Origin of the sequence: Haloferax sp. Atlit-48N (genome assembly GCF_003383015.2) — an archaeon.
GTDB classification, from domain to species: domain Archaea; phylum Halobacteriota; class Halobacteria; order Halobacteriales; family Haloferacaceae; genus Haloferax; species Haloferax volcanii.
In genome coordinates this window covers 2,631,568-2,658,212 of record NZ_CP137689.1, presented here as the reverse complement: position 1 = coordinate 2,658,212, position 26,645 = coordinate 2,631,568, and the positions used below count along the sequence as shown (strand labels likewise).

The following is a 26,645-nucleotide window of genomic DNA, read 5'->3' as shown; positions in this document are numbered from 1 at the left end:
GTTCTGCGGCGACGCTCAGAGCCGCCGCTCGCCGGTCAGTTCTCTTCCCCCAAGGAGTCGAGTCGTCGCCGCGACGACTTACAGCGCTTCGACGCTCCCGCCGTCGTCGCGCTCGCGGAAGACCTGCCCTTCGAACAGGGTAATCATGGTGTCGTCGTCCTGCCACGCAAGCGGCGACAGACCGGCTTTGCGGCAGGCGTTCGTGAGGAACTCCTCTTTCGACCACCCGAGTTCGACGGGCAGCGTCGGATACATCCAGCCGTGGGTGCCGCCGGCGTCGATGGCGATGCCGTGAGTGCCGAGTTCGATGTCTGCGACTGGGTCGTTAGTCAGCGTGTAGTTGTTGACGATACAGACAGAGATGTTCAGGTTCGGCAGTTCGGGTGCTTCGATTTCGGTCTGACAGGAGTCGCCCGACGCGGCCTTGATGGCGGCGTCGACGATGGCGTGACCGAGTTGGTCTTTCCCCCGATACGCGCCCGCACAGCCCCGCAGTCGACCGCGCCCCCGTGTCGACTTGATGCGGACGAACGCCCCGGTTCGAGCGTAAAACGCGTCGCGCATGCTGCCCGGTTGTTCTCTCTGCCCGTGAAGAACGTACGATTCGACCGATTCCCGCGCTAGTTCGACCGCCCGCGCCCCATCATCGTAGGTGAGGTGTACGGTCTGCGCCTCGGACATATTACCATTCAAGTTCTGTGGTGACTTCAACGCTTCCCTCGGATGTTATCCCGTTGTTATGTAGTTTCGTTGCAACATAACGTGCGGCTAAACCCCGGTAGGACCCCGTTAATCGAACCGCTTATCCGACCGACCTGACTAGGGTAGGTCGGCAGAGAGAGCCCAGTTCCCGTGCCCGAGACGGGCATGAGGAAAGTCCCCCCACCGTCCGAACGGGTGACCGGGCGCAAGCCCGGAGTCGGAGACGGCTGGCGCTGGAACAGAAACGAGACCGCTCGACCCGACCGATGATGCGCGCGCGACGGCTCCGCCGTCGCCGGCGCGGCCGTCACGGCCGCGTGCGAACCGACCCGTAAGGGAAGGGAGCTAACCCGCAGAGGGATGAGGTGGCGTCGCCATCTCCGACGGTCGAGAACGGATGGAACGGCGAATCCTCACCGGTGCAAGTCCGCGCCGCGAAGGTAGTTCGGACGGCGCGTCGGGTTCGCCCGTCGCGCCCTCGGGGGCTCGCCCCGAGAAGGACGCGGACGCTGAGCCGAATGCTGGGACGAACAGAAGGGGGCTTACTCCTCTCAGCCGCTTTCGAACCGCCGAGCGACCGCTTTGTCGGTCGAGCCGTTTTCGCGCCGTCGGGAAACGCTCTTGACCGTTCGCCGCCGCAGTCTCGGTATGCGCGGCTCGACTCTCCTCGTGGCGGTGCTCGTCGTCCTCGCCGGCTGTGCCGCGCCGGTGTCGCCGGGAACCGACGGGACGACAGCGACGACTGCCACGTCTGCGGCTTCGCCGCCGACCACCGACTCGGCAACCGAGTCGCCCGCGGCGACCGCGACCCCGACGACTTCGCCTCCGTCGACGACCGCGACCGTGACCCCGACTGCCGCGCCCACCGAGTCACCGACGCCCGAACCCACAACGGCGTTCACGCCCGCGCCCGGCTACGGGCCGTGGGGGTCCGAGCCGGTCGTCGTCGCCGTCGAAGCGCCCGACGACGGCCGCGACTACGCCGCCCTCGTGAGCGAGGCGACGGCGTTCTGGGAGGGGAACGACTCGCGCTACCTGGAGTACGAAATCGACTACGAGGTCGACGCCGACGCCCGCGACCCGGACCTCGTGGTCCGCTTTACCGACGACATCCCGGAGTGCAGCGGGCTGGACGACGCGGCTGGCTGCGCGCCCTACCTCACCGACGCGTGGCAGATAGACCGCCCCGAGACCGTCTACGTCCGAACCGGATACGGCGACGACTCGACGGTCGATATCGTCGCACACGAACTCGGTCACACGCTCGGACTCGCCCACGGCAACGAACCCGCAGAGTTGATGAACGCCACGGGCATCCTCTACACGCTCCCGCGGACGAACGCGACCGAGAAGGCGTTCCCGTGGGACGACCCGAACTTCACGGTCCACATCGACGACACGAACGCCTCGGACCCCGACGCGGCCCGCGAGCAGGTTCGCCACGCGCTCGACTACTTCGAAGGCGGCGCGCCGGGGATGCCCGACAACCTCTCCTACACCTACGTCGACGACCCCGCGGACGCCGAGGTGCGCATCTCCTTTGCGGACAGTTCGCCGTGCGCCGCGGGCGCGGCCTCCTGCGCCATCGCCGGCGGCTACGACCCGGACGGCGACGGCTCGTTAGAGACCTACGGCAGCTACCGGGTCGTCCTCGTCGACCTCGACACCGAGGCCGTCGGCTGGCACGTCGGCTACTGGACCGCCCACTACCTCGGCGCGGAGGCCGACGACGACAAGCCCGAACCGTTCCAGAACGCGACGTACGGCGAGCGCCGGAGCGAGTGGTGGGCGTAGCGCCGGCGTCGCGTCGCCAGCCGAGCGCTCTGCGCCGCAGACGGGGTTTTCACCCGGACGAATCGGCCGAGTCCTTCTTTGGCATGGCCCCCGTAGAGAGAGTCGTGACCCCCACCGACAGGCACGGCGACACCCATCCCGCGTTCGACGAGGAGTCGTTCCGCGACGCCCTCGCCGAGTTCGGCGGTACCGACGCCGAGCGCCGGGTCGTCGCGCGGCAGGCCCGCGACCTCGCGGACTCGGGGCAGGCCGAGTCCGACCGCGGCGCGCCGCTCACGGGCGACGAAATCGTGCGGAACATGCGCGACGCGCCCGAGGGCGGCCCCGCGACGCGCTGGAACTGGTGGCTCGGCGCGCTCGAAGCCGCCTACGGCGGCTACCGCGAGTTCCAAGTCCGCCGCATCCCGAAAGCCTGACCGTCGCCGCTCGCTCGCGTTGCGGCCCTGTCGGTCGTCGTTTTCGCTGCTGTCCAGCGGTGCGCCGCGGCCACCCCCCGCTCGGCCGCCGCCTCCCGCAGTCATCTGTCGCCCCTCCGAGGACGGATTCCGTCGAACGGTCCCCGTTCCCGACCGTTCAAAACCAAAGCAGATTACACGCTTGTTACAGAAAAGGTGTGTAACGCGTACGACCAACCCTACCGGTGATGCCTACTCTACAATGACTGACAACTACGACGTGATTATCGCGGGCGCGGGCCCCGCAGGTGGACAGGCGGCACGAGACCTCGCCGCCCGAGGCTACGACGTGTGCGTCCTCGAAACCGAGTCCGAAGACGAGTTCCCCTCCAGAAGCAACAAATCGACCGCCGGGACGTTCCCGTCGACGATGGCCTCGTTCAACATCCCCGACGAGGTCGTGATGAACTTCACCGACGACGTCGTCCTGGAGTCCCCGAACGACCATTACCACCGCCACCAGCCCGGTGCAGTCCTCGAGTTTGCCGACTTCAAAAACTGGCTCGTCGACGAGGCGGAGGCCGACGGCGCGGAGTACCGCTTCGACGCGCGCGTCTCCAAGCCCATCATGGAGGGCGGCGAAATCGTCGGCGTCCGATACAACGGCGACGAGGAGGTGTACGCCGACATCGTCATCGACGCCACGGGACCGAGCGCGCCGCTCGCCAAGGCCCTCGACGTCTGCGACCTCCGCCGCGAGAAGCAGGCCATCGGCATCGAGTACGAGTTCGAGGGCATGGACCTCGCGCCCGACGGCTACGGCGACCTCACCGACGCGATGATGCTCCGTCTCGACCACGACATCGCGCCCGGCGGCTACTCGTGGATATTCCACACCGGCGGCGACACCGCGAAAGTCGGCGTCTGCTACATCCAAAACGAGGGCCACCGCCACAACGCCAAGTCGGGCTACACCATCGACGACTACCTCCAGTACTGGACCGAGTCCGACCCGCGCTTTGCGAACGCGGAGCGCATCGCGGGCAAACAGCACCGCGGCTCCGCGCACATCCAACTGCCGGGTCGAATGAGCACGGACAACTTCATGGCCATCGGCGACACGGTCCCGACGGTCGACCCGCTGTGGGGCGAGGGCATCGACAAATGCATGCGCTCGGGCCGGGTCGCGGCCGCGACCGCCGACCGCGCGCTCACCAACTCCGAGCGCGACACCTCGGCGTCCGAACTCGCCATCTACGACCAGCTGTGGCACGACCGCGTCGCGCCGAAGGTGAAAAACCGCCTGTTCATGACGGAGATGCTCTACCGCGCCTCCAACGAGCGCTACGACAAACTGCTCGAAGACCTCCACCGCCTCCCCGACGAGCAGTTAGACGCCGCGAACGGCGGTAGCCCGCTCGCCATGTTCCGGATGCTCAAATTCGAAGACCTCTCCATCCTCGCGTCCACCGCGAAAGACTGGTTCTCGAACTGAGCCGCCGGGCGACACGCGCGTCTCTCCGTCCCCGGTGTCCCCGCTCGTCTCTCGCCTCCGTTCTCGTTTCTCTCGTCGAGCCGCTCACCCGGCTCTGTCGCCGTCGCTCCCGCCGTCGCCGTCACCGAGCATCGCCAGTGCGTCGGCCAGCGCCGCCCGCGCCGACGCGACGTGTTCGTCGGCCGCCTCGTCTTCGGTTCCGTCGACGTTCGACAGCAGGTGTTCGACGTGGCCGAGGCGCGTCCGGACCACCTCGTCGTCCGGGAGCGGGCCGACTGCGAGGTCGCCGGCGACTGCCTCCGCTTCACCGAGCCATCGGCTCGCGTCCTCGCGGACGGGGCGGGTCGCCGTCGCGGCGAGGCGGTCGTGGAGCGTCGTCACCAGTCGGTCGAGGTCGTCGCGGTCGGATTCGGCGTCGGTATCGGCGTCGGCGTCGGCACTGGCGTCGGGGTCAGGGTCAGGGTCGGAGCCGGTCACGCCTCGGGAGACGGCGGCCGGCGTGAAAAGCGTCGAGCCCGCGAGCCCGCCGAGTCCCGCTGGCCTCGCGGGACCGACGAGCAAAAGCCCCTCCGGTCGGTACTGCCGCCAATGAAACTCCAGTTCCTCGGCGGGGCCGAGGAAGTCGGGCGCAGCGCGATTCTCGTCAACGACTCGCTGTTGCTCGACTACGGGATGCTGACCGGGAACCCCCCGCAGTTCCCCGTCGGCTCCGTCGAGCCCGACGCCGTCGTCGTCTCGCACGGTCACCTCGACCACGTCGGGACGGTCCCCTCGCTCCTCTCGGGCGACGACTGGCCGGCGGTCCATTGGACGCCGCCGACCGACGAACTCGCTCGGACCCTCGCGCGCGACACGCTCAAACTCCACGGCGGCAGCTACAACTGTCCGTTCACCGAGACGCACGTCCGGCGGATGACCCAGCAGTCGGCACACCACGACTACGGCGAGCCGTTCGAGGCCGCCGGCCACGAGGTCACGTTCTACAACGCGGGCCACATCCCCGGCAGCGCCCACGTCCTCGTCGACGACGGCGAGACCCGCCTGCTGTACACCGCCGACTTCCACACCGACGACCAGCGGTTGGTCTCGGGGACGACCGCCCGCCCGGACGCCGACGTGGTCATCTGCGAGTCCACCTACTCCGACGTGGAGCACGAGGACCGCGCGACCGTCGAAGAGCGGTTCGTGGAGTCGGTGCGGACGACCGTCTGGGAGGGCGGCACCGTCGTCGTCCCCGCGTTCGCCATCGGCCGGACGCAGGAGCTTCTCATGGTGCTCGACGCCCACGACATCGACTGCTACGTCGACGGCATGGGGGTCCGCGTGCTGGAGATGCTCGGAAATCACCCCGACTACGTCCGCGACGCGGCGGCGCTCAAGCGGGCGAAGTCGAACGCCAGAGTCGTCTCGGGCCGGGACGGCCAGCGAAAGCGCATCGCCCGGGAGAACTCGGTCATCGTGACGACGAGCGGGATGCTCTCTGGCGGGCCGGCGATGACGTACATCCCCGAGATTCGGGGCGACCCGACGAACAAAATCTGTCTCACCGGCTATCAGGTCGAGGGGACGCCGGGCAGGGAACTGGTCGAACGCGGCCGGTGCGAACTCAACGGCGGCGTCGTCCCGGTGGCCGCCCGCGCCGAGATGTACGACTTCTCGGCCCACGCCGACCGCCACGGGCTTCTGTCGTTCCTCGACGACTACCGCGACGCGCCGGTGTTCGTCAACCACGGCGACCGCTGTGCGGCGTTCGCCGGGGAGCTCAGCGCCGACGGCTACGAGGCCGCGGCTCCCGACATCGGGGCGACGGTCGAAGTCTGAGACGCGCCGGCGGCGACCCGTAGCGGGTCGAACCGACCGCTCCCCCGACCTATTCGGCGTGCTCGTCGTCGTCCGGAACCGCTATCGACCGGCTCGCGGCGACGCACGCGGACACGCGGAGTCGGGTCCGCTGCGACCGGAACCGACCGATAAACGAACGGAACTTCCCGTCGGATGCATCCGAAGCCATGGTTTTAGGTTGGCCTAAATGACCATAGTCGTTGCGGTGAGTGCGCACTGCCTTCAGCGGGTCGGCCGCGCGCCGACTCCCCGCGACCGCCTCCCGGGGAACCCCTTCGTTTCGCCTGCAACGTCCGGAGTATCTCGATTTCCGACGCGTCAGTCGCGGTCGAGTCGTTCGCGGCGGCGGTCGAACTCCTCGTCGTCGATGTCGCCGCGGGCGTAGGCCCGGCGGAGTTCGTCGAGCGCGCCGTCGCTCCCGTCGTCCCCGTCGCGCAGGGCGCGGAACAGGAGGACGCCGCCGCCGACGACCACTGCGAGGACGAGCAGTTGCCCGAAGATTCCCATCCCCCACATCCACCACGGGACGGTCCCGCCGGTTCCGCCGTGCATCCACGTGTCGTGCATCCAGCCGCCGCCCCACCCCATCGGCATGCCGCCGCCGAAGCCGGCCATCCCGACGAGGGCGGGGAACGCGAACAGCGCGGCCAGCGCGAGCAGGACGATGCCAGCGAGTCGCGTCGAGTCGTTTGTCGTCGTCATAGTGTTCACCGAGGCGGCGGGTGCCGCCTCACAGGTGACAGTACGCGCTCCACGTTTAGGTCGATTGTCGCTTCGGGGCTTCGGCTCCGACGCCGGCAAAGATTGGATTTCTCCGGTTTTCGCCGCCCGAAGTTTGGAATCTTCGACGTGGGCGGGGCGCGGCGTTCGCGCTCCCCGCCGGTCATGATTTCCCGCCGACAGCTGTCGGTTCATACTTGAACCTCGCTGTCCTCTCGCCGGTATGCCTGGTCGGTTACACGTCCTCGTCGTCAGCGAGGACGCCGCCGTTCGCGAGCGTCTCGCCGACGAGCTTCCCGACTCGGTCGGTGACGCGACGACCGATGTCAGCGTCTCGACCGCCGACAGCCTCGACGCGGTCCACGCGGAACTCGAACGCGCTCGTATCGACTGTGCCGTCGTCTCGGCCGAGGTCACCGACGCGGAGGGTCTCTCGCTCGCCTCGAAACTCCGCGCCGACGGCGTCCCGCGCGTCTCGGTAGCGGGGTCGACCGCTGCCGACCGCGACCTCGACACGCTCGGCCGCGAGGTCTACGACGCCGCCCACAGCGCCGTCGGCTCGCTCGACTACCGCGCGCTCTTCGAGGCCGTCAACGTCGGCCTCGCGGTTCGCAACCTCGAAACGCTCGAACTCGTCGACATCAATCAGCACTATCTGGACATCCTCGGTATCGACCGCCAGTCGGTCATCGATACGAGTCCCCTCTACGTGACCGCGGATATCGCCGGCTACGACGCCGAGCGCGCTCTCCGCGAGGTCGAGGCCGCCCGCGAGGAGGGCGGAGCCGCCTTCACGTGGCCCATCGAGGGCGCGTCGGGCGGCACCGTCTGGATTCGCGTCAGCCTCACCGTCGCCGAGATTTCGGGACGGGACCGACTCATCTCGACGGTCGAGGACGTGACCGAAGAGCGCCGACGCGAGCGCGACCTTGCGGCGTTCAAGGAGGCGGTCGACGCCGTCGACGCCGGGGTCACCATCACGGAGCACGACCGACACGTGTACGTCAACCAGACCGCGGCCGACATCTGCGGCTACTCGGACCCCGAGTCGATGCTCGGGACGGGCTGGGGCCACCTCCACGACGAGCCGGAACTCGAACGCCTCAGAGAGACGATTCCCCCCGCGCTCGAAGCCGACGGCGAGTGGCAAGGCGAGGTGGCGATTCGCCGGCGCGACGGCGAACGCGTTCCGGTTCGGTTCTCCATCACGTCCCTCGAAGGCGACCGCAACGTCGTCGTCTTCCAGAGCCTCTCCGAGCAGAAAGCGCGCGAGGACGAACTCGAACGGAGCCGCGACTTCCTCGAACGGACCCAGCGCATCTCGAAAGTCGGCGGCTGGGAACTCGACCTCGTGACCGACACGCTGGCGTGGACCGACCAGACGAAGCGCATCCACGAGGTGCCGCTCGACTACGAGCCGACGGTCGACGACGCCATCGAGTTCTACGTCACCGACGACCGGGACCGAATCCGCGAGCTGTTGGACCGCTGTCGGTCCGAGGGCGTTCCCTGGGAAGAAGAGTTCCGACTGGTGACCGCCGAGGGGTCGGAGCTGTGGGTCCGCACCCACGGCGAGCCGGTCATCCGAAACGGACGCGTGGCGGCGCTCAGGGGGACGATACAGGACGTGACCGCCCGTCGCACCCGCGAGCGCGAACTCGAACGGACGAACGCCGAGCTGGAGGCGCTCAACCGCATCGTCCGCCACGACATCCGCAACGACATGGCCGTCGTCGTCGGCTGGGCGGAGCTACTCAGAGAACACGTCGACGAGGAGGGCGCGGACATCCTCTCGCGCATCCTCTCGACGGGCCGCCACACCACCGAGATAACCGAGGTCGCCCGCGACCTCATGGAGACGATGAGCGGCGGCGGCGTCGAGACCCGCCCGATGTCGCTCGCCAGCGCCGTCGACCGCGAGCTCGCGGTCCGCCGCGAGGCGTTTCCCAACGCCACGTTCGCGGTCGACGGCGAGATACCGGACGTGGCGGTGCGCGCGAACCCGCTCATCGCGTCGGTGCTCGGGAACCTCCTCAACAACGCCGTCCAGCACAACGCCGACGACACCGTCGTCACCGTCTCGGCGGCCGTGGACGACGACGCCGGCATGGCGGTCATCCGCATCGCCGACGACGGCTCGGGCATCCCCGACGCGCGGAAGTCGGTGGTCTTCGGCAAGGGGGAAAAGGGACTCGAAAGCACCGGGACCGGCCTCGGACTCTACCTCGTTCACCAGCTTGTCGACTCGTTCGGCGGCGAGGTCCACTTCGAGGACAACGAACCCACGGGTACGGTCGTCGTCGTCTCGCTCCCGCTCGCGTCGGTGGACTGAGCCGACCGCCCGGTCTCAGACCGTGTCGGTCGGCTCGTGGGACTCGGCCATCTCGGTCGCGGCGGCCGCGTACGACTCCCTCGTCTCCTCGTCGGCAACGCGACCCAGTTCGTCTTCGGGCACGTCGACGGCGGCGTAGGTGTCGCGCACGTCGGACTCGAAACTCGTCAGCGAGCGCTCCTTCCGGTGGTAGCGCGTCCCGTCGGGGGTCGCGTACACGAGGATGATGATGTTCTGTTCGCCGTCCGAGTAGGTCCGTTCGACCAGCCACGTCCGCACGTCGTTCGACATGGTCGGTAGTACGTGGCCACCCGTGATACTCCCTCGGCCGACTCTCAGTCCTCGATACCCAACTCGTCGAGGAGCGTCTCCAGCGTGTAGCTCTGGAGCGCCCGGTGGCTGTCGCGCATCGAGGAGATGACGAACGTCGAGTTCGTTCGCTCGACTTCCGGCGTCGCCTCGAAGTCGCTGATGAGGCGCTCCACGCGGTCGGAGTCCGCGAGATGGGCGACGACGATGAAGTCCGTCTCCCCCATCGTGAAGTAGAGTTGCGTGACGCCCTCTATCTCCAGCAGTTTGTTCCCGACTTCCTCGTACGACCCGCTGTAATCCGCCAGCACTTCCACGACCACGGTGACGCCGAGTCCGAACGCCTCTAAGTCGATGTCGTAGAGGTCGTTTTCGATGACGCCGTCGTCTTTCAGGTTGTTCAGACGGTAGTGGATGGTCGACACGGGGATGTCCGTCGCTTCGTGTAGCTTCTCGGGACTGCCCGTCCCGAGGTCCGCGATGGCCTTCAACAGGCGCACGTCGCGTTCGTCCATACCCTCCCGTTGCGGTCGGTGACGTAAGTCCTTGTTCTGTCCGCCGTTTTCGCCACCTCTCGCGGCCTCTCGAATCTTCACGAATTATAGAGCGATTGGTACAGCAAAATATAGAATATCTATTCTAATCTCCAACTCAAAACAAATCTCTTGTAGAAAGATTTAACAGCGTGCGTCTCTGAGAGCTGAAACAGATTCGACTATGACGCGAACCACTTGGAGAAACGTTCCGACGACGCCCCTGCTTTTCGTCGCGCTCGCGGCGATGTGGGGCACCTCGTTCGTCGCCATCGAGGTCGGCTTGGAGTTCTTCCCGACGCTCTCTTTCGCCGCGCTCCGCTACGAACTCGCGGGGCTCGTGATGCTGGCGTACGCCTGCTACTCGACCGACCGCTGGCGGCCGAAGACGAGGGACGAACTGCTCGCGACCGCCATCGGCGCGGTGTTCATCATCGCCGCCTACCACGGCCTGCTCTACCTCGGACAGGAACACGTCCCCGGCGCGGTGGCCTCTATCATCATTAGCCTCTCGCCTATCCTGACTGCGGTCTTCGCCTCCGTTATCCTCGCCAGGGGGTCGCTGGGGAAGACCGGGACGGTCGGGCTGCTCGCCGGCTTCGCCGGTGCCGTGCTCGTGGCCGACCCAGTCTCGGCGTTCTCGGGGTCGTCCGGGTCGGCGCAGGGACTCGGCATCGTCCTCATCTTCCTCGCCGCGGTGTCGTTCGCGCTCGGCGCGGTCCTCACCCGCCCGCTCCGGAGTGACCTCCCGGTCCAGTCGATGCAGGCGTGGTCGATGCTCGGCGGCGGCGTCCTGCTTCACGGCTGGGCACTCGTCCGCGGCGAGTCGCTTTCCACTATCGAGCTCGCCCCCGTCGGCATCGCGTCGTTCCTCTACCTGACGCTCGTCTCCGGCGCGGTGGCGTTCCTCCTCTACTTCGAGCTTCTGGACCGCCTCGGCCCGACCGAACTCAACCTCATCGGCTACGTCGAGCCCGTGGTCGCGGCGCTCATGAGTTGGGTGCTCCTCGGCCACGTCATCGACACGACGGCGCTCGTCGGCTTCGGAGCCATCTTCTTCGGCTTCGCGGCGATGAAAAAGGAGACGCTGGTGTCCGTCGCCGTCGCGGTCCGGCGGCGGGTCGCGGCCTGAAGTCGGTCCGCCTTTCGAGTTCTGTGCTGTTCTCTTCTTCTCCTATTCGGCTTCCGCGGGGACGCTCCCCCGGAGGCCGACGAACCGAGCCACGCTCTCGCGCTGCACGAGGAGGAACCCCGAGAGGATGACCCCGAAGCCGAGGACGGTCGCCGGCGAGACGGCCTCGCCGAGGAACGCCCACCCGGTGACGGTGGCGACGACCGGCATCGCGTAGGCGACGAGGTTGCCGCGGACCGGGCCGGCCTCCGAGAGGAGCGCGAAGTAGACCGGGTAGGCCGCGGCGGTCGCGGGCATACCGACGTAGAGAATCGCGGCGACGAGCTCCGGCGACCACGCGACCTGCGCGACCGACTCGCCGAGACCGAGGCTGGCGGCGTGGATGCCGACGGCGGCGGCCGCCATCGCCCACGCGGTCTGCGGGAGCGTCCCGATGGACGGCCCGACGCGCTTGAGGAGCACGGTCCCGAAGGCGACCGACAGCGCCGAACAGACGATGAGCGCCTGTCCGACGCTCCCGCCGCCGAGGACGCTCTCGGGGCCGACGATGACGACGACGCCGACGAGTCCGAGCAGGATGCCGGCGGCGTCGACAGCCGAGATGCGCGCGTCGTCGAGGAGTAACACGGCGAACACCGGGGAGGCGACGGGCATGATGCTGTACATGACGGCGGCCGCGCCGGTCGTCGCGTGCTGCTGGCCGAGGAAGAGGAACACGTTGTTCGCCCCGAGGACGAACGCGGCGCTGGCGAGGATGCCGAGGGCGTCGGCGCGGGTCCGCGGGAGCCAGTAGCCGCCGCGGACGGCGACGAGCGTCAGGAGAACGACGGCGGCGACGTCGACGCGGAAGGCGGCGAACAGCACCGGCGGGACCGACCCGATGGCGGCTTTGATGCCGACGAAGGAGGTTCCGAACAGCACCGCGGCCGCGACGAAGAGGACGAGGGTCCGATGACGGCTCACGCCATCACCCCCCGCGCTGTGGCCGGCGTTCGATTCGCCGGGCGGGCGCGGGAGGTGGAGTGCGGTCGACGCTCGGTGCGTGGACAGCGTAGAGGCGTCGTCTGTATCACAACACGTTCTGCGACTCCCGAAGGCATATGTCTAACGATTGGGCTCGTAGCAATACGATTCGACCATTCGAGTCACGGTTTCACACGATTCGTTGACCAAACCGGGGGAGAATATCTCATGGGTGGTGTTGCCACGAACCGTCGGGGTCGTACGGACAGTCGCGTCGCTCGGGGCGTCGAACTGTCGTCGAAAATCGGGGGACGGCGGTCAGTCCTGCTGTTCGGCTTCGACGCGGTCGGCGTGTTTTTCGAGGTCGGCCGCGATTTTTCGGGCCTCCTCGGGCGACAGCGTCAGTTTGTCCGCGTGCGGCGCGAGCGCGTCGAGCTGCGTCCAGTCGAGTTCGAGTTCGAGGGTAATCTCGTCGGGGTGCTTCCGCGGCGAGGTGACGTTGCACACGGCGAACGCCGACTCCTCGAAGTCGTGGCCCGTCGCCGACGCGTCGACGAGGTCCAGCGTCGTGTAGGCGTTGACCTTCAGGATTCGGTCTGGCATCTGTGAGTACTGTTGGGTGTCGTCGTAAATAGGTAGCGCGGCGGCGTCGTCACCGAGGCGACCCGCTCAGTCGTCGCTCGCGATGGGCGTGCCGTCGGCGCGGGTCGGCGCGGGACTCGCGTCGAGGCCGTCGTCGTCGGCGTAGGGGTACCACGTGCGCTTCGTGTTGTGCATCATCGGGTCCTCGTAGCTGGTCTCTTCGGGTTCGACTAGTTCGGCCAGCTCCTCTTCGTCCGTCCGGGCGACGAACTCGCGGAACGTCTCGTCGCCCTCGCGGCGCTCCTCGAAGTTCGCGAGCAGGTTCTTGATGGCACCCGGCACCTCGTCGACGGGGACGCGCTGGGTGACCCACTCGGCGAAGTTCGGGTTCTCGCCGAGGCCGCCGCCGAGGCCGATGTCGAGCGCCTCGACCGGTTCGCCGTCCTTGCGGGTCTTCATGCCGCGGAGGCTGATGTCCGCAATCTGCGGCTGGGCGCAGGAGGCCGTACAGCCCGAGAGGTGGATGTGGAAGTCCTCGACGCCCGCGGGGAGTTCGACGTTCTCCTTGAGCCAGCGGGCGTAGCGGACCTGCCGGTTTTTCGTCTCCACGATGGAGAGCGAACAGAACTCGGTGCCCGTACAGGCGATGGAGCCGCGCATGAACGGGTGCGGGTCAGGCGAGTAGTGGTCGAGAAGGTCCTCGTTTTGCAGCGCGTCGAGCTTTTCTTCGGGCACGTCGGTGATGATGACGTTCTGGCGCTGCGTGATGCGAATCTCGCCGGAGCCGTACTCGTCGGCGACGCGGGCGAGTTCCTTCGTGTCGTCGACGCCCATGCGGCCGACGAGCACGTCGAGTCCGACGTAGTAGTTGCCGTCGGCCTGCTCGTGGATGCCGACGTGGTCGGAGTGGCCGCCGTCGGCGTAGCCGGAGTTGTAGGAGTACTCCGAGCGCAGGTCCTCGCCGGCGGTCTCCAGCTCGAAGTCGACGTACTCCTCCTGGAGGACGTTGCGGAACTTCTCCGCGCCCCACTCGTCCATCAGGAACTTGATGCGGGCGTTGTAGCGGTTGTCGCGGTCGCCGTTGTCGCGGAACAGCGCGGAGATGGCTCCCGACACCTCGGGGGCCTGCTCGGGCGTCACGAACACGTCGATGTCGCGGGCGAGCCGCGGTTCGTTCCGCGAGAGGCCGCCGCCGATGCGGATGTTGAAGCCCTTCGTCTCCTCGCCGTCGATTTCCTTGGTCGCGGGCTCGAGCGCGAGGTCGTTGATATCGCCCTGACCGCAGCCCTCGCGGCAGCCGGTGACGGAGACCTTCCACTTGCGCGGGAGGTTCGAGTGGTCGTCGTTGCCCTTGAACGTCTCGTTGAGCTCCATCGCGACGGGGAGCGCGTCGACGTGCTCGTGTTTGTCCTTGCCGGCGACGGGACAGCCGACGATGTTCCGCCACGAGTCACCGCAGGCCTGCTGGGTCGACAGCCCGACCGATTCGAGCTTATCGAAGATTTCCGGGATGTCCTCCAGCTTAATCCAGTGGAGCTGAATCGACTGGCGGGTCGTCCAGTCGACGTAGCCGTTGCCGAAGATGGGGTTCTCGGCGGGGCCGCGGGCGTACTCGTCGGCGACCTCCGCGACGACTTCGGTCTGGCCGGGCGTCAGCACGCCGTTCGGCGTCCCGATGCGCATCATGAAGTACGACTCTTGGCCGTTGCGCTGGTGGTACAGTCCCCACCATTTGAAGCGCTCGAACCAGGCGTCTCGCTCGTCTTCCGGGATGGAGTCCCAGCCCTGCTCAGCGAACTCCAGCAGGTGCTCTCGTATCTCGTTACCGTAGACCTCCGACTTCCAGCGTTCGACGTCCGTGGGCATTCGTATGAATGTCCATATACGTGCCCACGTAAGGCCCCGAGCGTACCGTCAACCCTTCCCGGTGCTGCCCAAAAGCGGAGAATATTGCTTATTCGTCGTCGTCGCCGCGTCGAACCGGGAGGACGACCCGCTCGCGGTCGATATCGACGAATTCGCCCTCGCGGAGCCTGCCGACCGGGACCCAGCCGGGAACGCCCGTCTGGCCGCAGGCGATGCACTGGCCGTACACTTTCGCGGAGACGGTTCTACCGTCCGCGCCGACGTCGAGGACGTTCTCGACGACGAAGTCGGGAAGCTCGCACCCACAGAATGACGGGTCGTCGAGCCGCCAGAGCTCGCTCACGCTCACTTCTCTGGCGTCGTTCACGGAGACCCACGCCCCGTCGTCGAGGACGCGCAGGGAGACGCTCATACCTCACCCTCGTCGCTCCGGCTACCTATGCGGGACGACGCCCGCAATCCCCGCGGGGGAGCGCGACGGCCGTTTCGGCGGTCGTTCGGTCGGAGTCCTGCGATTGTCCCCGAAACCGGCCGTCAGAGGTAGGGGCAACCCGTTCCGGTAGCCGGGAGTGGGGGTACACATTACAGGTGCGGATTCCCTTATGCGGGTTCGACCGGTACGTGGTGGTGATGAGTGACCACCGCACCGCCGTCCGACAACACGCCTCCGCCGACGTCGCCCCAGAGCTGTTCGAACAGTCCCAGGAGGGAAACGCATGACCGGCGAGGCAGAACTCGAATCCGAACTCGACCGCGACCCCGATGCCGAGGCGGACCCGTCCGCCGAGGCGGAAGACGAAGACCCCGCGGCCCACCTCAAGGACCTCGAAGACGGCGCGGGCTGCACCGAAATCTGGTCACATCTCTCTGAGTCCCGCGAGGAGTAACGCTCCGCCGTCTGTCTTCGCTCGCGGGCCGCCCGCGGCGCGAATCTCGCCTCTCGGGGAGACGTTTTTAAGCCCGAACGCGTTACCGATTCGTAGATGACGAACGACGAACGCCGACGAACGACCGAGGTTCCGGCCGACCGGCGCGAACCGGTCGGTGAACCCGTCGTCCGCGGCGACCCCGCCGTCACGGGCGACCGCGCCCGCGAGGCCGTCGGCTTCGACCCCACCGACCCCGACAGCCTCGCCGAGGCCGCCAGAACGGTTCGCTCGTTCTCCGAGTCCACCGCCGGCGACGACGACCACGTGTTCATGCTCCGCGGGGCGGCCGCCTGCGCCGCGCTCGTCCGCGGCGTCGGCTCGTACAAGCGCGCCGCCGAGCGCGCCGGCGGCGACGTGTCCGTCTCCTTCATCCGCAAGTGGGCCCGCGTCCACGACCTCCCGCAGTCGGTCCGCCGGCACGTCGCCCGCGGCCGCATCGCGCCCACGGCCGCAAAGCACATCGCCCGCGTCTCCGGCGACGCCCGACTCCACCTCGCGTGGGCGACGCTCGACGCCGGCCTGACCGTCCGCGAGGTCCGCCGGCTCGCCAGCGAGGTCAACGACGGCACGCCGGCCGTGGACGCCCTCGCCGACCACGGCGTCGACATCGGCCGGCTCGACGTGACGCTGCCGGCCGACGTGTACCTCGAACTCCGCCGCCGCGCCTCGCTCGAAGACACGCCGCCCGGCGACGTCGTCGCCGACGCGCTCGACGACTACCTCGACTGAAGGAACCGCGTCGCCGTCTCCCGAATCACCTCGCGCGCCACCTCGACTTCGTCCCACTCGACGGTCTCGTCCGGAAAGTGCGCCTGGTCGATATCGCCCGGCCCGAACAGCACCGTCGGGATACCCGCCTCGACGTAGTGCCGGGAGTCCGCGCCGTAGGTCGCGCCGACCGGGTCGTCGTCGCGGCCGTCGGCCCGGAGCGCCGCCCGCAGCGACTCCACGACCGGCTCGTCGGCGTCGATTTCCGCCGGCTCGAACTGCACCGAAAACCGCTCGAACGCCGGCGGGTGCGCCGAGAGCCAATCGTCGGCGGCGACGACGCGCGCCAGTCGCTCCTCGAACGCGGCTTCGACCTCTTCGACCGTCTCGCCCGGCGCGACGCCGAGTCGCCACTCCGCGGTGAGCGTCCCCGCGACGCTCGACGCCCACGACCCCGCCTCGACGCGGCCGACGCAGACGGGCCACGGAATCGGGTAGTCGAAACGCGGGTGGTCGACCGCGTCGGTCCGCTCCGCTTCGAGGTCGAAAAACGCCGCCCGAATCGCCTCGAACTTCTCGATGACGTCCACCCCGCGCCACCGCGAGGCCGCGTGCGCCGTCCGCCCGGTCAGTCGGAGTCGCTTCATCACCGACCCCTCGGTGGCGACGACCGGCTTGAGCCGCGTCGGCTCGGCGACGAGCGCGGCGTCTCGCTCGAACGGGTAGGGGTTGTCGAGCGCGGCCGCCGCGGCCCCGATACCGCCGTCTTCCTCGCCGGCGACGCTCTCGACCACGACCCGCCCGTCGAGGGCAACATCGCCCGCCGCCGCGGCGTCGCGGAGGTCGAGCGCGGCGAAGACGCACGCCGCGAGCCCCGCTTTCATGTCGGCCGCGCCCCGGGCGCTGACGGTGCCGGCGTCGTCGTCCCAGTCGGGCAAATACGGGTCGTGGGACCACAACTCCCTGTCGGCTGGCACCACGTCGACGTGGCCGTCGAGGACGAGCGTCGGTCCCGCGTCGGGGTCGCCGAACTCGACCACGCCGGCGACGCTCGGCCGGTTCGCGGTGTCGATGTCGTCGGGGTCGTCCGGGAACGAGGGATGTTCGGCCAGTCGCTCCGGGTCGGCGGTCCACTCGTACGTCTCGAACCCGAAGTCGTGCAGGCGGTTTTTGACCCACTGTTGAGCCGGTGCTTCGGCGCGGGCGACGCTCTCGAACCGGAGCAGCGCGTCCACGAAGTCGCGAAGGTCCATATTGTGGGGGACGGGAACGGGGTACAAAGCAGGCGGGGGCGGCGAAAATAAACGCTTATCAGTATCCCCATTTAAAGAAACGTCGAGGGCTGGTAGCTCAGTTAGGCAGAGCGTCTGGCTTTTAACCAGACGGTCGGGGGTTCAAGTCCCTCCCAGCCCGTTTCTACTCCGAACAACCGTGAGGAGTGAAACGGCTTCGAGAGATTGAACCCGACCAGTCGCGCACAGCGAAGCGAGCACGTCTGGGCCCGGTTCAAGTCCCTCCCAGCCCGTTTCTGCGACGAAGTACGTGCGGAGTGACACGGCTTTCTGATTCCTACGTCTCCGAGTGATAGCTTCGCCAAGCCGTGTTGCACATTGCGTTGGCTACTTCCACTCCGTGGCTGTCGCTCTCGTCAAACTGGCACTTTGTGAGAGTATCTTTCTATAAGGAGAGAACCCCGCCGCTTAGGGCGGGAGTGAATCCGACACTTCCCACGCAATCACCGTCGATTGCAGGCCGGATATGCAACGACAGGTCGGCTGAGCCCGGCCTGCGATTTTTCGCCTATTCGAGGTCGAGGAGCGTCGCGGCCTCGTCGAGGAACTCGGCGTACACCGACATCGCGTCCTCGATGGGTTCGGGTTCGGTCATGTCGACGCCGGCGGTTCGGAGCACGTCGAGGGGGTACTCGCTGCCGCCGAGCGCGAGCGCCTCGCGGTAGTCCGCCGCGGCCGACTCGCCCTCCTCGCGGATGCGCTCGACGATGGCCGCCGCCGCGGAGATGCCCGTCGCGTACTGGTAGACGTAGTAGTTGTAGTAGAAGTGCGGAATCCGCTCCCACTCGCGGGCGATGCGGTCGTCGGTCGCCGCGGGCTCGTAGTACGTCGCCTTCAGGTCGCCGTACAGCTCGTCGAAGCGGTCGGGCGTGAGCGCGCCGTCGTTCTCGATTATCTCGTGAATCTGGAGTTCGAAATCCGCGAACATCGTCTGGCGGAACAGCGTCGAGCGGAAGCGTTCGAGGTACTCGTCGAGGACGTGCGTCCGGAGTTCGTCGTCGTCGACGTTCTCCAGTAGGTACTCGGTCAGGAGCGTCTCGTTGACCGTGGAGGCGACCTCGGCGGTGAAGATGTCGTAGCTCGCATCGTGCCACGGCTGGGCGTCGTTGGCGAGTTCGGAGTGCATCGAGTGGCCCAGTTCGTGGGCGAGGGTGAACATCGATGCGGGGTCGTCCTGGTAGTTCATCATGATGAACGGCTGGGTGTCGTAGGTGCCCGCGGAGTACGCCCCGGAGCGCTTGCCGCGGTTTTCGTACACGTCGACCCAGCGGTCGTCGAGGCCCTCGGCCATCCGCTCCTGATAGGCCTCGCCGAGCGGTTCGACGGCTTCGACGATGTACTCCTTCGCCTGTTCGTACGGAATCTCGGGGCCGTGGTCGCCGGTGAGCGACACGTACAGGTCCCACATCTTGAGTTCGTCCGCGCCGATAGCCTCCCGTTTCAACTCGGCGTGGCGGTGGAGGTGGCCGAGGTTGTCGCGGACGGTGTCGAGTAAGTTGTCGTACACCTCGACGGGGACGTTGGGGCCGTCGAGGGCGGATTCGCGAGCGGTCTCGTAGTCGCGGATGCGCGCGGTCTTCACGTCCTTCTTGACGCTGTTTTTCAGCGAGGTGCCGACCGCGTTGCGCACGTCGGCCCAGCGGTCGTAGAACTCCTCGTGGACGGTCCGGCGGAACTCGCGGTCGGGGTGTTTCTGGAGTTTCGTGAAGTTACCCTGCGTGATTTCGACCGACGTGCCGTCGGGCTGTTCGACCGTCGGGAACTCCAAGTCGGCGTTGGCGAGCATCGAGTAGATGTCGCTGGACGCGCCGGTCACGTCCGAGAGGTCGGCGAGGACCTCCTCGACCTCGGCGGAGCGGGTGTGTTCTTTCGTCCGGAGCACGTCGTCGAAGTAGTGCTCGTAGGCCGCCAGCTCGGGCTCCTCCTCGACGAACTCGTCGACGCCGTCGCGGCCGAGTTCCTGCAGTTCGGGGTCCAGATAGCTGACCGCGCTGCGGGCCTTCGACGCCAGCGCCTCGGCGCGGCCGGCCTGCGCCTGGTACTCCTGATTCCGGGTGTCCTGGCTACTGCGGAGGTTCGCGTAGGAGACGACCATCGACACCTCGCGGAGCACCTCCTCCATCGTTTCGAGGAGTTCGAGGAGCGTCTCGGGGTCCTCGGTGGCGCGGCCCTCGTAGCTCGCCAGTTCGGGGACGCGCTCTGCGACGTCCTCGTACGCCGCCTCCCACTCGTCGTCGGACGCGTAGATGCTGTCGAGGTCCCACTTGTACTCCTCGTCGATGTCGCTCCGCTCGGGAACCGAACTCATGTCGGGTACTGTGACGCGCGCGCGGCTGGTAAGCCTTATCAATCGACCGGCGAAGCGGGGACGAGGAGGGCGGCCGCGTCGCGGTTAGTGTCGGGTCGCTCTCGCTTCTCGGACCTGCGAACCGTCCCGGACTAAGTCCTCACAGTGCGGACAGACGCGGGGGGCGTCCATGCCCTCCGGGGCGAACACCCTGACGTAACCTTCCGTGACGAAAGAATTGCAGTTCTGACATGTAGGCATGGCGGTCGTGCGTACCACGTCAACTGAGTTAGATGTTGTGGGCGATTTTCGGCATCCGACACCGACCCCGACCGCGGCGGGCCGCCCGAGTCGACGCGGCCCCCGGCGGCGCAAACCACTTTGACCGGCGGGCGTGTGGAACTGCCATGGACGACCTCTCTCCCGCGGTCCGCGAGGCGTTCGCCCGGACGTGGGTCGACGACCGCCCGTGGGCGTTCCTCACCGACTTGACCGCCATCGGCGACCGGATGGCCGGCGGGCCGGGCGACCGACGCGCGAGCACGCTCGTCGCCGACGCCTTCACCGACGCGGGCGTCCGGCGCGTCGAGTTCGATCCCTTCGAGATGGCCCGCTGGACCCGCGGCGACACGACGCTCGACCTCACCGCACCCGACGAACGGCGCTTCGAGGCCGTCGCGCTTCCGTACGCGCCCCCGGCGACCGTCTCCGGTCCGCTGGTCGATGTCGGCTACGGCACGCCGAGCGAAATCGACGCCGCCGACGTGGACGGCGCGCTCGTCGTCGCCAGCACGACCACCCCCGCCGGCGGCCGGTTCGTCCACCGGATGGAGAAGTTCAACTACGCAATCGACGCCGGCGCGGTCGGCTTCGTCTTCGTCAACCACGTCCCCGGCCAACTCCCGCCGACCGGGGCGCTCCGCTACGACGAGGAGGCCGCCGCCCCCGCGGTCGGCGTGAGCGCCGAAACCGGGTCGTGGCTGACCGACTACGCGGCCCGCGGCGGCGAAGCGACCCTCGCGGTCGACGCCGAGACGACGCCCGGCGAGAGCCGGAACGTCGAGGGGCGCGTCGGCCCCGACACCGACCGTGAACTCCTCCTGTGCGCCCACTTCGACGCCCACGATATCGCTGAAGGCGCGCTCGATAACGGCTGTGGCATCGCGGTCGTCGTCACCGCGGCGCGACTCCTCGCCGAGATGGACCTCGCTCTCGGCGTGCGCGTCGTCGGCGTCGGCGCGGAGGAACTGGGGCTAACCGGCTCCGAACACCTCGCGGACCGCCTCGACCTCGACCGCGTCGCCGCCGTCGTCAACGTCGACGGCGCGGGTCGGTTCCGCGACCTCGTCGCCCACAGCCACACCTCGGAGGCGACCGCCGCGGTGGCGACCCGCGTCGGCAACGAGACGCGCCACCCGGTCGACATCGAACCCGAACCGCACCCGTTCAGCGACCAGTGGCCGTTCGTCCGCGCCGGCGTCCCGGCGCTCCAACTCAGGAGCGAAAGCGGCGAGCGCGGCCGCGGCTGGGGCCACACCCACGCCGACACCCGCGACAAGGTCGACGACAGAAACGTCCGCGAACACGGGATGCTGACCGCACTTATCGTCCGCGAACTCGCGGCGACCGCCGCCGACGGGGAGATTCCGCGGCTCGACGACGACGACCTCGCCGCGGCGTTCCGCGACGCCGACTTCGAGACGGGAATGAAGGCGGCGGGCATCTGGCCCGACGGCTGGGAGTGAGTCCGGCGGTCAGTCGCGCGCGGACGACTCGGTGTCGTCTCCTCTGTCGCCGCCCGAGTCGCGTCCCTCGCCGCCGTCGTCGCCGTCGCTGACTTCGACCGTTAGCTCCGCCGCTTCGAGCGCGCGTTCGGTCGCGGCCTCGACAACCATTCCGGCCCCGATGACGACGTAGAACATCCCGTAGACGAACGTCGGCACGGCCACGAGGAGGTAGAGCGCGAGGCCGGCGATACCCGTCGTGCCGGCGAGAAAGCCGCCGACGGCGTTGCCGACGCCGATGATAAACAGGCCGAAGACGATGCGGAGGGTGGCGTCCCACGCGGCGGACCGGTCCATGCGTGAGCCGACGGCGAGCCGCGTGATGTGTCTACTGGTCGATACGCGGCGCGGACCCGCGGTGAAGGTCGCGGGGTGAGGGTTGCAGGGGCCGCGAGGTTCTCCCGCGCGTCAGCACACCGCGAGCAGTTCGTCGAGCGAGTCGAGTTCGTAGGTCGGCTCGGCGGCCAACCGGTAGCCGTCGCGGTGCGGTCGGCGGATGAACGCCGAGTCGATGCCGGCGCGGTCGGCCGCGACCACGTCGACGTTGCTGTCACCGACGTAGAGCGCCGAATCGACGCCGAGTTCGCCCATGGCGCGCTCGATGTAGTGCGGGTCCGGCTTCTTCACCCGCGCGCCCTCGACGGTCGGGTCGCGGCCGTAGGCCACCTCGAATCGGTCACCGATGTCGAACACGTCCAGAATGTGCTCGATGGTCGCGTGCTGGTTGTTGCTCACGACCGCCAGCGGGTGGTCGATGTCGTCGAGGGCGGCCACGTCGTCGTACAGCGGTTTCGTCCCGTCTTCGAGACACGCCCGCTGGGTCGCCGCGGCGTGGGTCTCGTGGTGCGACCAAAAGTCATCGACCGGCACGTCGTGGACCGCGCAGATGCGGCGCAGGCGCGTGAGGCCGCCGTTGATGACGCCGTCGACCGTCTCGGTCGTCGGCTCCACGTCGAACTCGTCGAACGCCCGCCTGACCGCCTCCCGCTGGACTTCGAGCAGCGTCGGCTTCGTCAGCACGCCGTCGTTGTCGAAGATGACAGCGTCGTAGCACATGGTCGAATCGTTCGGCCTCGACCGACGATAACGTTGCTATGTGCGACCCCAACCGCTCCGGAGGGCTATTGACCCCTCACGCGTCGGTCAACCGCGGTCTTCGCCGTCGCCGACGCGTCTGGCATCGCCCGCCCGCTCGACTCCCTCGCGGATGCGCGAGCCGACGCGCCAGCCGATACGGTCCGCCAGCGCCCGCTCTTCGAACGCCGCCGCGGCGCTCTCGGCGGCCATCGCGTCCACGTCGAACTCGACTTCCGGGTAGTCGACCGCCGTGAGAAGCAGGGGCGTCGGCGGCGCGGGTGCGATGCCCTCGGGGCCGTCGAGGTGGTCGGGACCGAGCGCATCGTCCACCTTCGAAAGGGGGGCCGCGCCCGACCCGACGGCGCGGACGAGCGAGACGAGTCGGCGGACGAGTTCGCGGGCGAAGCCGCCGGCCTCGACGCGCACGAGGAGGAAGTCGCCGTCGCGGGTCAGGCCGCCGTCGATGGACCGGACCGTTCCGTGGTCGTCGGGCGTGAGGTTGTGGAAGTCGTGGTCGCCGCGGCAGGCGTCGAAGGCGGCTTTCGCCCGGTCGTCGTCGAACCCCTCCGTCGGCGCGTGGAGGTCGTAAACGTACTCGCGGCGAGTCGGCCGGTGCCGGGCGTGGAAGTCGTCGGGGGCGTCGGCGGCGGCCCACGCCCGGACCGTGCCCGGTAGCTCCGAGTTCAGCGCCCGCGGCGTACACCAGTCGGGACAGTCGAAGGCGACCGTCTGGGCGAGCGCGGAGACGCCGGCGTCGGTCCGCCCGGCGGCGGCGTAGTCGGTCGGTTCCTCGTCGTCGTCGCAGACGCCGAGCGCGCGGCAGGCGTCGAAAATGGCGTCCTCGACGGTCGGCACGTCCGGCTGTCGCTGGAACCCGTGGTACGGGCGTCCGTCGTAGGCGACGCGGAAGGCGCGCATGGCGGGTGCTTGCCCGGCGGACTACTTAACCGACGCCACCCGCGCCGTCGCGCCCGCCCGACCGCATCGCTCACTCGCGTTCGACCGGCGAGTCCTCGCTTCGGACGGAGAGCACCGGCACGTCGGCCAGTCGAAGCACGCGCTCGGTGACGCTCCCGAGCAGGTAGCGCTCGATGCCGCGGCGGCCGTGGGTGCCCATCACGATGAGATCGGCGTCGACCTCCTCGGCGTACCGGAGAATCGCCCGGTGCGGCGAGCCGTGTTCGACGGCCGTGACGACCTCGATGCCGTCGGCCTCGGCCGCCTCGACGGCCTCGGAGACGATGCGCTCGCCTTCCGCCTCGTAGGCGCGGACGAGGCCGCCGGCGTCGAGTTGGGTCGCGTGGAGGGCGCGCTCGTCGACGACGTAGAGGGCGTACAGCGTCGCGTCCGTCGCCGCCGCGAGGTCGAGCGCGCGGTCGAGCGCCTCGTCGGCGGGGGCGCTCCCGTACACCGGGACGAGAATCCTGTCGTACATGTCGCTCGCCCGTACGACGGGCGGAAACAACAGGGCGCGCGCCGGTATCGCGGCGCGAGAATCGCGGCGGCGATGGGGGGCGGCGGGACAGTCGGCGTTGCCGGCGCGACCCGCGAGGCGGCCTACTCGTAGTCCTCGTAGGTCGGCGCGTCGCGGTCACCGGGGACGTCGTCGACGGGGACGGTCGTCTGGTCGCCGCTGGCCATGTCCTTGACCGTCACCTCGCCGTTTTCGAGGTCGCGCTCGCCGACGATGACGACCGTGTCGGCGTTGACGGAGTCGGCGTAGGACATCTGCGCGCCGAAGCTCCGGTCGGACACGTCGACCTCGACGACGTTGCCCGCCGCGCGGAGGTCGCGGGCGATGTCGGAGGCGACGCCGCGGGTGTCACCGACGGTGAGGAGGTAGTAGTCGGTCGCCAGCTCTTCGTCGGGCCAGACGCCGGCGCGCTGACAGAGCAGTTGGAGCGTCGCGCCGCCGATGCCGACGCCGACGGCGGGGGTGGGTTGGCCGCCGAACGACTCGATGAGGTCGTCGTAGCGGCCGCCGCCGAACGTCGCCCGCGACACGTCGCCCGTGGAGTCGAAGCACTCGAAGACGACGCCGGTGTAGTAGTCCAGCCCGCGGGCGGTCGAAAGCGACACCTCGCAGAACTCGCCCGCGCCGAAGTCGTCGGCGGCGGCGAGGACGTTCCGGAGGTTCTCGACCGCGGATTCGACGTCGTCGCCGCCGAACGCCGCGATTTCGTCGAGGTCGCCGCGCTCGATGAGGTCGGCGAACTCGTCGGCCTGGTCGTACGAGAGGCCGGCGTCGGAGAGGAGGCCGAGGTACTCCGCGCGCTCGACTTTCTCGGATTTGTCGACGGCGCGGACCGCGTCGGCGACGTCCACGTCGGCGTCGAACGACCGGAGCAGGCCCCCGAGGATGTCGCGGTGGGAGACGCGGAACTCGAAGTCGTCGGCCGTGAGGCCGAGGTCGGTCAGCGCGTCGGCGCAGAAGGCCAGAATCTCGGCGTCGGCCTCCGGCTCCGAGGAGCCGAAGATGTCGGCGTTGGTCTGGTAGAACTCGCGGAAGCGACCCTGCTGGACCTGCTCGTAGCGCCAGAAGGGCCGGGTCGAGACCCACTTGATGGGCTTCGACAGCGCCTGCTGTTTGGCGACGACCATCCGGGCGACCGTCGGCGTCAGCTCCGGCGTGAGCGCCACCTCGCGGCCGCCTTTGTCCTCGAAGGCGTACAGCTCCTCGACGATTTCCTCGCCGGACTTGTCGACGTACATCTGGGTCCGTTCGAGGTGGGGCGTCCCGATTTCGCGGAAGCCGTAGCGGGCGGCGGCGGTCTCGACGGTGTCGACGACCTCGCGCCGGGCCGACATCTCGCCGGGGTAGAAGTCACGAAATCCCTTGAGTCGGTCGTACATGGGCGTTGGTTGGCGCAGGTCGCGCTTGAAACCTGTTGTTCGGGGCGACGTCGACTACCCGACGAGGGCGCGGAGCGCCGCCGCGTCGCCGAGGGCGATGAGCGAGACGCCGGCGACCGCGAGGACGGCGGCGACGAGGCGCGTGCCGAACCGCGCCTCTCGGAGGACGACCCCGCCGAGGACGACGGCGACGATGGCCTGCGTGTTGACGATTGGCGAGGCGACGCTCGCCGGCACCAGCCCGAAGGCCGTCGAGGTGACGTGTTCTCCGACGGCGACGAGCGCGCCCGCCGCGGCGAACTTCGGGAGGTCGCCGCGGACGCCCGGCCACTCCCGCACTGCGACGGGGAGGACGGCGAGCGCCGCGCCGACGAACAGCACCGGGACGAACACGCTCGTCGGGATGCCGAGTTCTTGTAGGGCGACGCGTTTGCCCACGTCGCTGACGGCGTAACAGGCCGCGCTGGCGAGCGCGAGTTGGGCGGGCCGCGACCGGACGGCGCGTCTGAGCGGGTCGAGGAACGCCCCGCCCTCGTAGTTCGCGACGTAGACGGCGACGGTGGCGACCGCGACGCCGAGGACCTGAACACCCGTCAGGAACTGGTTCAGAAACAGAATCTCGATGGGGAGGACGAACACCGGGACGAGCTTGTTGATGGGCGCGACGTAGGACACGTCGCCGGCTTCGAGGGCGTCGACGAACAGGATGAGCGCGACGCCGACGAGAGCGGCCGTACCGGCGACGATTCCGACGCCCGTCGCGCCGAGTTCGGCCAGCGAGGGGACTGCCGCGGGGTCGTACGTCACCGCCGTGACCGGGAGGTACAGGAGGACGGCGAAGGCGTTGACGACGACCGTGAGAACCGCCCCGGAGTAGCCCGGGAAGTACCGCTTCAGGGCGAAGATGTAGACGCCCCAGACGAACGCGGCGAGAACGGAGTAGGCGATGCCGGGGTCCATGCCTCACCCGGCGCGCGGCGGCGTGAAAAACGACGCGGTACGAATCGGGGGCGCGCCGGGGGAGCGGGTGTCCGGGCCGGGACGGCGTCA

The 26,645-nt window shown here is 68.5% G+C and carries 28 protein-coding genes, 1 tRNA gene and 1 other RNA gene; 11 read left to right on the top strand and 19 right to left on the bottom strand.

All coding sequences use genetic code 11. From position 1 onward, the window contains the following. Positions 1-78 precede the first annotated feature (78 nt). Positions 79-681 carry a TIGR00296 family protein gene (locus tag DEQ67_RS14115; protein ID WP_004041686.1) on the bottom strand — a complete coding sequence of 201 codons (603 nt, stop codon included), beginning with the start codon at positions 679-681 and terminating at the stop codon, positions 79-81. Positions 682-831: 150 nt separating this feature from the next. On the opposite strand from DEQ67_RS14115, the gene rnpB reads away from it, so the two are divergent. From rnpB to DEQ67_RS14095, 4 genes are all read left to right on the top strand, one after another. After that, positions 832-1,259: RNase P RNA component (gene rnpB, locus DEQ67_RS14110), an RNA gene on the top strand. A 91-nt stretch (positions 1,260-1,350) separates the two neighbouring features. After that, positions 1,351-2,496 carry a zinc-dependent metalloprotease family protein gene (locus tag DEQ67_RS14105; protein ID WP_115861244.1) on the top strand — a complete coding sequence of 382 codons (1,146 nt, stop codon included), beginning with the start codon at positions 1,351-1,353 and terminating at the stop codon, positions 2,494-2,496. Positions 2,497-2,579: 83 nt separating this feature from the next. Beyond that, positions 2,580-2,912 carry a hypothetical protein gene (locus DEQ67_RS14100; RefSeq protein WP_004063056.1) on the top strand — a complete coding sequence of 111 codons (333 nt, stop codon included), beginning with the start codon at positions 2,580-2,582 and terminating at the stop codon, positions 2,910-2,912. A 241-nt stretch (positions 2,913-3,153) separates the two neighbouring features. Continuing rightward, positions 3,154-4,386: a digeranylgeranylglycerophospholipid reductase gene (locus tag DEQ67_RS14095; protein ID WP_115803285.1), complete on the top strand. Its 1,233-nt coding sequence runs from the start codon at positions 3,154-3,156 to the stop codon at positions 4,384-4,386. 84 nt (positions 4,387-4,470) lie between these two features. Here DEQ67_RS14095 and DEQ67_RS14090 read toward each other — a convergent pair whose 3' ends face one another. Next, positions 4,471-4,863 carry a hypothetical protein gene (locus DEQ67_RS14090; RefSeq protein WP_186372493.1) on the bottom strand — a complete coding sequence of 131 codons (393 nt, stop codon included), beginning with the start codon at positions 4,861-4,863 and terminating at the stop codon, positions 4,471-4,473. Between the two features lie 111 nt (positions 4,864-4,974). Here DEQ67_RS14090 and DEQ67_RS14085 point away from each other — a divergent pair, with 111 nt between their 5' ends. Then, the gene (locus DEQ67_RS14085) at positions 4,975-6,207 is read left to right on the top strand and encodes an MBL fold metallo-hydrolase (RefSeq protein ID WP_115861240.1); all 1,233 of its coding nucleotides are present in this window, start codon (positions 4,975-4,977) and stop codon (positions 6,205-6,207) included. 49 nt (positions 6,208-6,256) lie between these two features. On the opposite strand, the gene DEQ67_RS14080 is transcribed toward DEQ67_RS14085, so the two are convergent. Further along, complete coding sequence (locus tag DEQ67_RS14080; RefSeq protein ID WP_004063052.1) at positions 6,257-6,397, bottom strand: hypothetical protein; 141 nt, start codon at positions 6,395-6,397, stop codon at positions 6,257-6,259. 149 nt (positions 6,398-6,546) lie between these two features. Beyond that, complete coding sequence (locus DEQ67_RS14075; protein ID WP_004063051.1) at positions 6,547-6,930, bottom strand: SHOCT domain-containing protein; 384 nt, start codon at positions 6,928-6,930, stop codon at positions 6,547-6,549. Between the two features lie 241 nt (positions 6,931-7,171). Between DEQ67_RS14075 and DEQ67_RS14070 the strand changes: the two genes are divergently transcribed. Beyond that, positions 7,172-9,280, top strand: a complete 2,109-nt coding sequence (locus tag DEQ67_RS14070; RefSeq protein ID WP_115861238.1) for a PAS domain-containing sensor histidine kinase — start codon at positions 7,172-7,174, stop codon at positions 9,278-9,280. 15 nt (positions 9,281-9,295) lie between these two features. On the opposite strand, the gene DEQ67_RS14065 is transcribed toward DEQ67_RS14070, so the two are convergent. Then, on the bottom strand, positions 9,296-9,571 hold the full coding sequence (locus DEQ67_RS14065) for a hypothetical protein (protein WP_115861236.1): 276 nt from the start codon (positions 9,569-9,571) through the stop codon (positions 9,296-9,298). Between the two features lie 44 nt (positions 9,572-9,615). Next, positions 9,616-10,104: an Lrp/AsnC family transcriptional regulator gene (locus DEQ67_RS14060; RefSeq protein ID WP_004041677.1), complete on the bottom strand. Its 489-nt coding sequence runs from the start codon at positions 10,102-10,104 to the stop codon at positions 9,616-9,618. 202 nt (positions 10,105-10,306) lie between these two features. Between DEQ67_RS14060 and DEQ67_RS14055 the strand changes: the two genes are divergently transcribed. Beyond that, positions 10,307-11,254, top strand: coding sequence for a DMT family transporter (locus tag DEQ67_RS14055; RefSeq protein ID WP_004063048.1), 948 nt, complete (start codon positions 10,307-10,309; stop codon positions 11,252-11,254). A 42-nt stretch (positions 11,255-11,296) separates the two neighbouring features. Here DEQ67_RS14055 and DEQ67_RS14050 read toward each other — a convergent pair whose 3' ends face one another. The 4 genes from DEQ67_RS14050 to DEQ67_RS14035 all read right to left on the bottom strand — a co-directional run bounded on the left by DEQ67_RS14050 (position 11,297) and on the right by DEQ67_RS14035 (position 15,077). After that, positions 11,297-12,217, bottom strand: a complete 921-nt coding sequence (locus DEQ67_RS14050; protein ID WP_013035554.1) for a DMT family transporter — start codon at positions 12,215-12,217, stop codon at positions 11,297-11,299. Between the two features lie 318 nt (positions 12,218-12,535). Further along, the gene (locus DEQ67_RS14045) at positions 12,536-12,820 is read right to left on the bottom strand and encodes a DUF6360 family protein (RefSeq protein ID WP_004063046.1); all 285 of its coding nucleotides are present in this window, start codon (positions 12,818-12,820) and stop codon (positions 12,536-12,538) included. A 66-nt stretch (positions 12,821-12,886) separates the two neighbouring features. Beyond that, on the bottom strand, positions 12,887-14,665 hold the full coding sequence (locus DEQ67_RS14040) for a nitrite/sulfite reductase (RefSeq protein WP_115861234.1): 1,779 nt from the start codon (positions 14,663-14,665) through the stop codon (positions 12,887-12,889). 88 nt (positions 14,666-14,753) lie between these two features. After that, positions 14,754-15,077, bottom strand: coding sequence for a hypothetical protein (locus DEQ67_RS14035; RefSeq protein ID WP_004041667.1), 324 nt, complete (start codon positions 15,075-15,077; stop codon positions 14,754-14,756). 304 nt (positions 15,078-15,381) lie between these two features. Here DEQ67_RS14035 and DEQ67_RS14030 point away from each other — a divergent pair, with 304 nt between their 5' ends. Together DEQ67_RS14030 and DEQ67_RS14025 are read left to right on the top strand one after the other, a co-directional pair. Continuing rightward, a complete protein-coding gene (locus DEQ67_RS14030) occupies positions 15,382-15,552 on the top strand; it encodes a hypothetical protein (protein WP_188148408.1) in 171 nt (56 codons plus the stop codon). 96 nt (positions 15,553-15,648) lie between these two features. Beyond that, entirely contained in the window at positions 15,649-16,323 is a 675-nt protein-coding gene (locus tag DEQ67_RS14025; protein WP_004063041.1) for a DUF7119 family protein, read from the top strand. Here the strand turns inward: DEQ67_RS14025 and DEQ67_RS14020 are convergent. After that, on the bottom strand, positions 16,311-17,555 hold the full coding sequence (locus DEQ67_RS14020; RefSeq protein WP_424020146.1) for a M20/M25/M40 family metallo-hydrolase: 1,245 nt from the start codon (positions 17,553-17,555) through the stop codon (positions 16,311-16,313). The two genes, DEQ67_RS14025 and DEQ67_RS14020, sit on opposite strands and share 13 nt — an antisense overlap. 86 nt (positions 17,556-17,641) lie before the next feature. On the opposite strand from DEQ67_RS14020, the gene DEQ67_RS14015 reads away from it, so the two are divergent. Beyond that, a tRNA-Lys gene (locus DEQ67_RS14015) sits at positions 17,642-17,715 on the top strand. A gap of 387 nt (positions 17,716-18,102) precedes the next feature. On the opposite strand, the gene pepF is transcribed toward DEQ67_RS14015, so the two are convergent. After that, positions 18,103-19,902 carry an oligoendopeptidase F gene (pepF, locus tag DEQ67_RS14010; protein WP_115803278.1) on the bottom strand — a complete coding sequence of 600 codons (1,800 nt, stop codon included), beginning with the start codon at positions 19,900-19,902 and terminating at the stop codon, positions 18,103-18,105. An 84-nt stretch (positions 19,903-19,986) separates the two neighbouring features. Continuing rightward, the gene (locus DEQ67_RS14005; protein WP_013035426.1) at positions 19,987-20,142 is read right to left on the bottom strand and encodes a DUF7563 family protein; all 156 of its coding nucleotides are present in this window, start codon (positions 20,140-20,142) and stop codon (positions 19,987-19,989) included. Between the two features lie 146 nt (positions 20,143-20,288). Here DEQ67_RS14005 and DEQ67_RS14000 point away from each other — a divergent pair, with 146 nt between their 5' ends. Next, complete coding sequence (locus DEQ67_RS14000; RefSeq protein WP_008608377.1) at positions 20,289-21,626, top strand: M28 family metallopeptidase; 1,338 nt, start codon at positions 20,289-20,291, stop codon at positions 21,624-21,626. Between the two features lie 9 nt (positions 21,627-21,635). On the opposite strand, the gene DEQ67_RS13995 is transcribed toward DEQ67_RS14000, so the two are convergent. The 6 genes from DEQ67_RS13995 to DEQ67_RS13970 all read right to left on the bottom strand — a co-directional run bounded on the left by DEQ67_RS13995 (position 21,636) and on the right by DEQ67_RS13970 (position 26,555). Then, positions 21,636-21,962 (bottom strand): hypothetical protein, encoded by a 327-nt coding sequence (locus DEQ67_RS13995; RefSeq protein ID WP_115861230.1) that lies wholly within the window; start codon positions 21,960-21,962, stop codon positions 21,636-21,638. Positions 21,963-22,073: 111 nt separating this feature from the next. Beyond that, entirely contained in the window at positions 22,074-22,721 is a 648-nt protein-coding gene (locus tag DEQ67_RS13990) for an HAD family hydrolase (protein WP_004063036.1), read from the bottom strand. Between the two features lie 87 nt (positions 22,722-22,808). Then, positions 22,809-23,660 (bottom strand): tRNA pseudouridine(38-40) synthase TruA, encoded by an 852-nt coding sequence (truA, locus tag DEQ67_RS13985; protein WP_115803274.1) that lies wholly within the window; start codon positions 23,658-23,660, stop codon positions 22,809-22,811. A gap of 70 nt (positions 23,661-23,730) precedes the next feature. Further along, positions 23,731-24,177 carry a universal stress protein gene (locus DEQ67_RS13980; RefSeq protein WP_008606373.1) on the bottom strand — a complete coding sequence of 149 codons (447 nt, stop codon included), beginning with the start codon at positions 24,175-24,177 and terminating at the stop codon, positions 23,731-23,733. 122 nt (positions 24,178-24,299) lie between these two features. Next, the gene (gene hisS / locus DEQ67_RS13975; RefSeq protein WP_008606374.1) at positions 24,300-25,595 is read right to left on the bottom strand and encodes a histidine--tRNA ligase; all 1,296 of its coding nucleotides are present in this window, start codon (positions 25,593-25,595) and stop codon (positions 24,300-24,302) included. A 54-nt stretch (positions 25,596-25,649) separates the two neighbouring features. Further along, positions 25,650-26,555, bottom strand: a complete 906-nt coding sequence (locus tag DEQ67_RS13970; RefSeq protein ID WP_004063032.1) for an EamA family transporter — start codon at positions 26,553-26,555, stop codon at positions 25,650-25,652. Between the last annotated feature and the right edge of the window lie 90 nt (positions 26,556-26,645).

Coding starts and splice junctions, on each gene's coding strand:
- DEQ67_RS14115 (WP_004041686.1), bottom strand. CDS start 681: ATGTCCGAGGCGCAGACCGTACACCTCACCTACGATGATGGGGCGCGG.
- DEQ67_RS14105 (WP_115861244.1), top strand. CDS start 1,351: ATGCGCGGCTCGACTCTCCTCGTGGCGGTGCTCGTCGTCCTCGCCGGC.
- DEQ67_RS14100 (WP_004063056.1), top strand. CDS start 2,580: ATGGCCCCCGTAGAGAGAGTCGTGACCCCCACCGACAGGCACGGCGAC.
- DEQ67_RS14095 (WP_115803285.1), top strand. CDS start 3,154: ATGACTGACAACTACGACGTGATTATCGCGGGCGCGGGCCCCGCAGGT.
- DEQ67_RS14085 (WP_115861240.1), top strand. CDS start 4,975: ATGAAACTCCAGTTCCTCGGCGGGGCCGAGGAAGTCGGGCGCAGCGCG.
- DEQ67_RS14080 (WP_004063052.1), bottom strand. CDS start 6,397: ATGGCTTCGGATGCATCCGACGGGAAGTTCCGTTCGTTTATCGGTCGG.
- DEQ67_RS14075 (WP_004063051.1), bottom strand. CDS start 6,930: ATGACGACGACAAACGACTCGACGCGACTCGCTGGCATCGTCCTGCTC.
- DEQ67_RS14070 (WP_115861238.1), top strand. CDS start 7,172: ATGCCTGGTCGGTTACACGTCCTCGTCGTCAGCGAGGACGCCGCCGTT.
- DEQ67_RS14065 (WP_115861236.1), bottom strand. CDS start 9,571: ATGTCGAACGACGTGCGGACGTGGCTGGTCGAACGGACCTACTCGGAC.
- DEQ67_RS14060 (WP_004041677.1), bottom strand. CDS start 10,104: ATGGACGAACGCGACGTGCGCCTGTTGAAGGCCATCGCGGACCTCGGG.
- DEQ67_RS14055 (WP_004063048.1), top strand. CDS start 10,307: ATGACGCGAACCACTTGGAGAAACGTTCCGACGACGCCCCTGCTTTTC.
- DEQ67_RS14045 (WP_004063046.1), bottom strand. CDS start 12,820: ATGCCAGACCGAATCCTGAAGGTCAACGCCTACACGACGCTGGACCTC.
- DEQ67_RS14040 (WP_115861234.1), bottom strand. CDS start 14,665: ATGCCCACGGACGTCGAACGCTGGAAGTCGGAGGTCTACGGTAACGAG.
- DEQ67_RS14035 (WP_004041667.1), bottom strand. CDS start 15,077: ATGAGCGTCTCCCTGCGCGTCCTCGACGACGGGGCGTGGGTCTCCGTG.
- DEQ67_RS14030 (WP_188148408.1), top strand. CDS start 15,382: ATGACCGGCGAGGCAGAACTCGAATCCGAACTCGACCGCGACCCCGAT.
- DEQ67_RS14025 (WP_004063041.1), top strand. CDS start 15,649: ATGACGAACGACGAACGCCGACGAACGACCGAGGTTCCGGCCGACCGG.
- DEQ67_RS14020 (WP_424020146.1), bottom strand. CDS start 17,555: ATGGACCTTCGCGACTTCGTGGACGCGCTGCTCCGGTTCGAGAGCGTC.
- pepF (WP_115803278.1), bottom strand. CDS start 19,902: ATGAGTTCGGTTCCCGAGCGGAGCGACATCGACGAGGAGTACAAGTGG.
- DEQ67_RS14005 (WP_013035426.1), bottom strand. CDS start 20,142: ATGCCTACATGTCAGAACTGCAATTCTTTCGTCACGGAAGGTTACGTC.
- DEQ67_RS14000 (WP_008608377.1), top strand. CDS start 20,289: ATGGACGACCTCTCTCCCGCGGTCCGCGAGGCGTTCGCCCGGACGTGG.
- DEQ67_RS13995 (WP_115861230.1), bottom strand. CDS start 21,962: ATGGACCGGTCCGCCGCGTGGGACGCCACCCTCCGCATCGTCTTCGGC.
- DEQ67_RS13990 (WP_004063036.1), bottom strand. CDS start 22,721: ATGTGCTACGACGCTGTCATCTTCGACAACGACGGCGTGCTGACGAAG.
- truA (WP_115803274.1), bottom strand. CDS start 23,660: ATGCGCGCCTTCCGCGTCGCCTACGACGGACGCCCGTACCACGGGTTC.
- DEQ67_RS13980 (WP_008606373.1), bottom strand. CDS start 24,177: ATGTACGACAGGATTCTCGTCCCGGTGTACGGGAGCGCCCCCGCCGAC.
- hisS (WP_008606374.1), bottom strand. CDS start 25,595: ATGTACGACCGACTCAAGGGATTTCGTGACTTCTACCCCGGCGAGATG.
- DEQ67_RS13970 (WP_004063032.1), bottom strand. CDS start 26,555: ATGGACCCCGGCATCGCCTACTCCGTTCTCGCCGCGTTCGTCTGGGGC.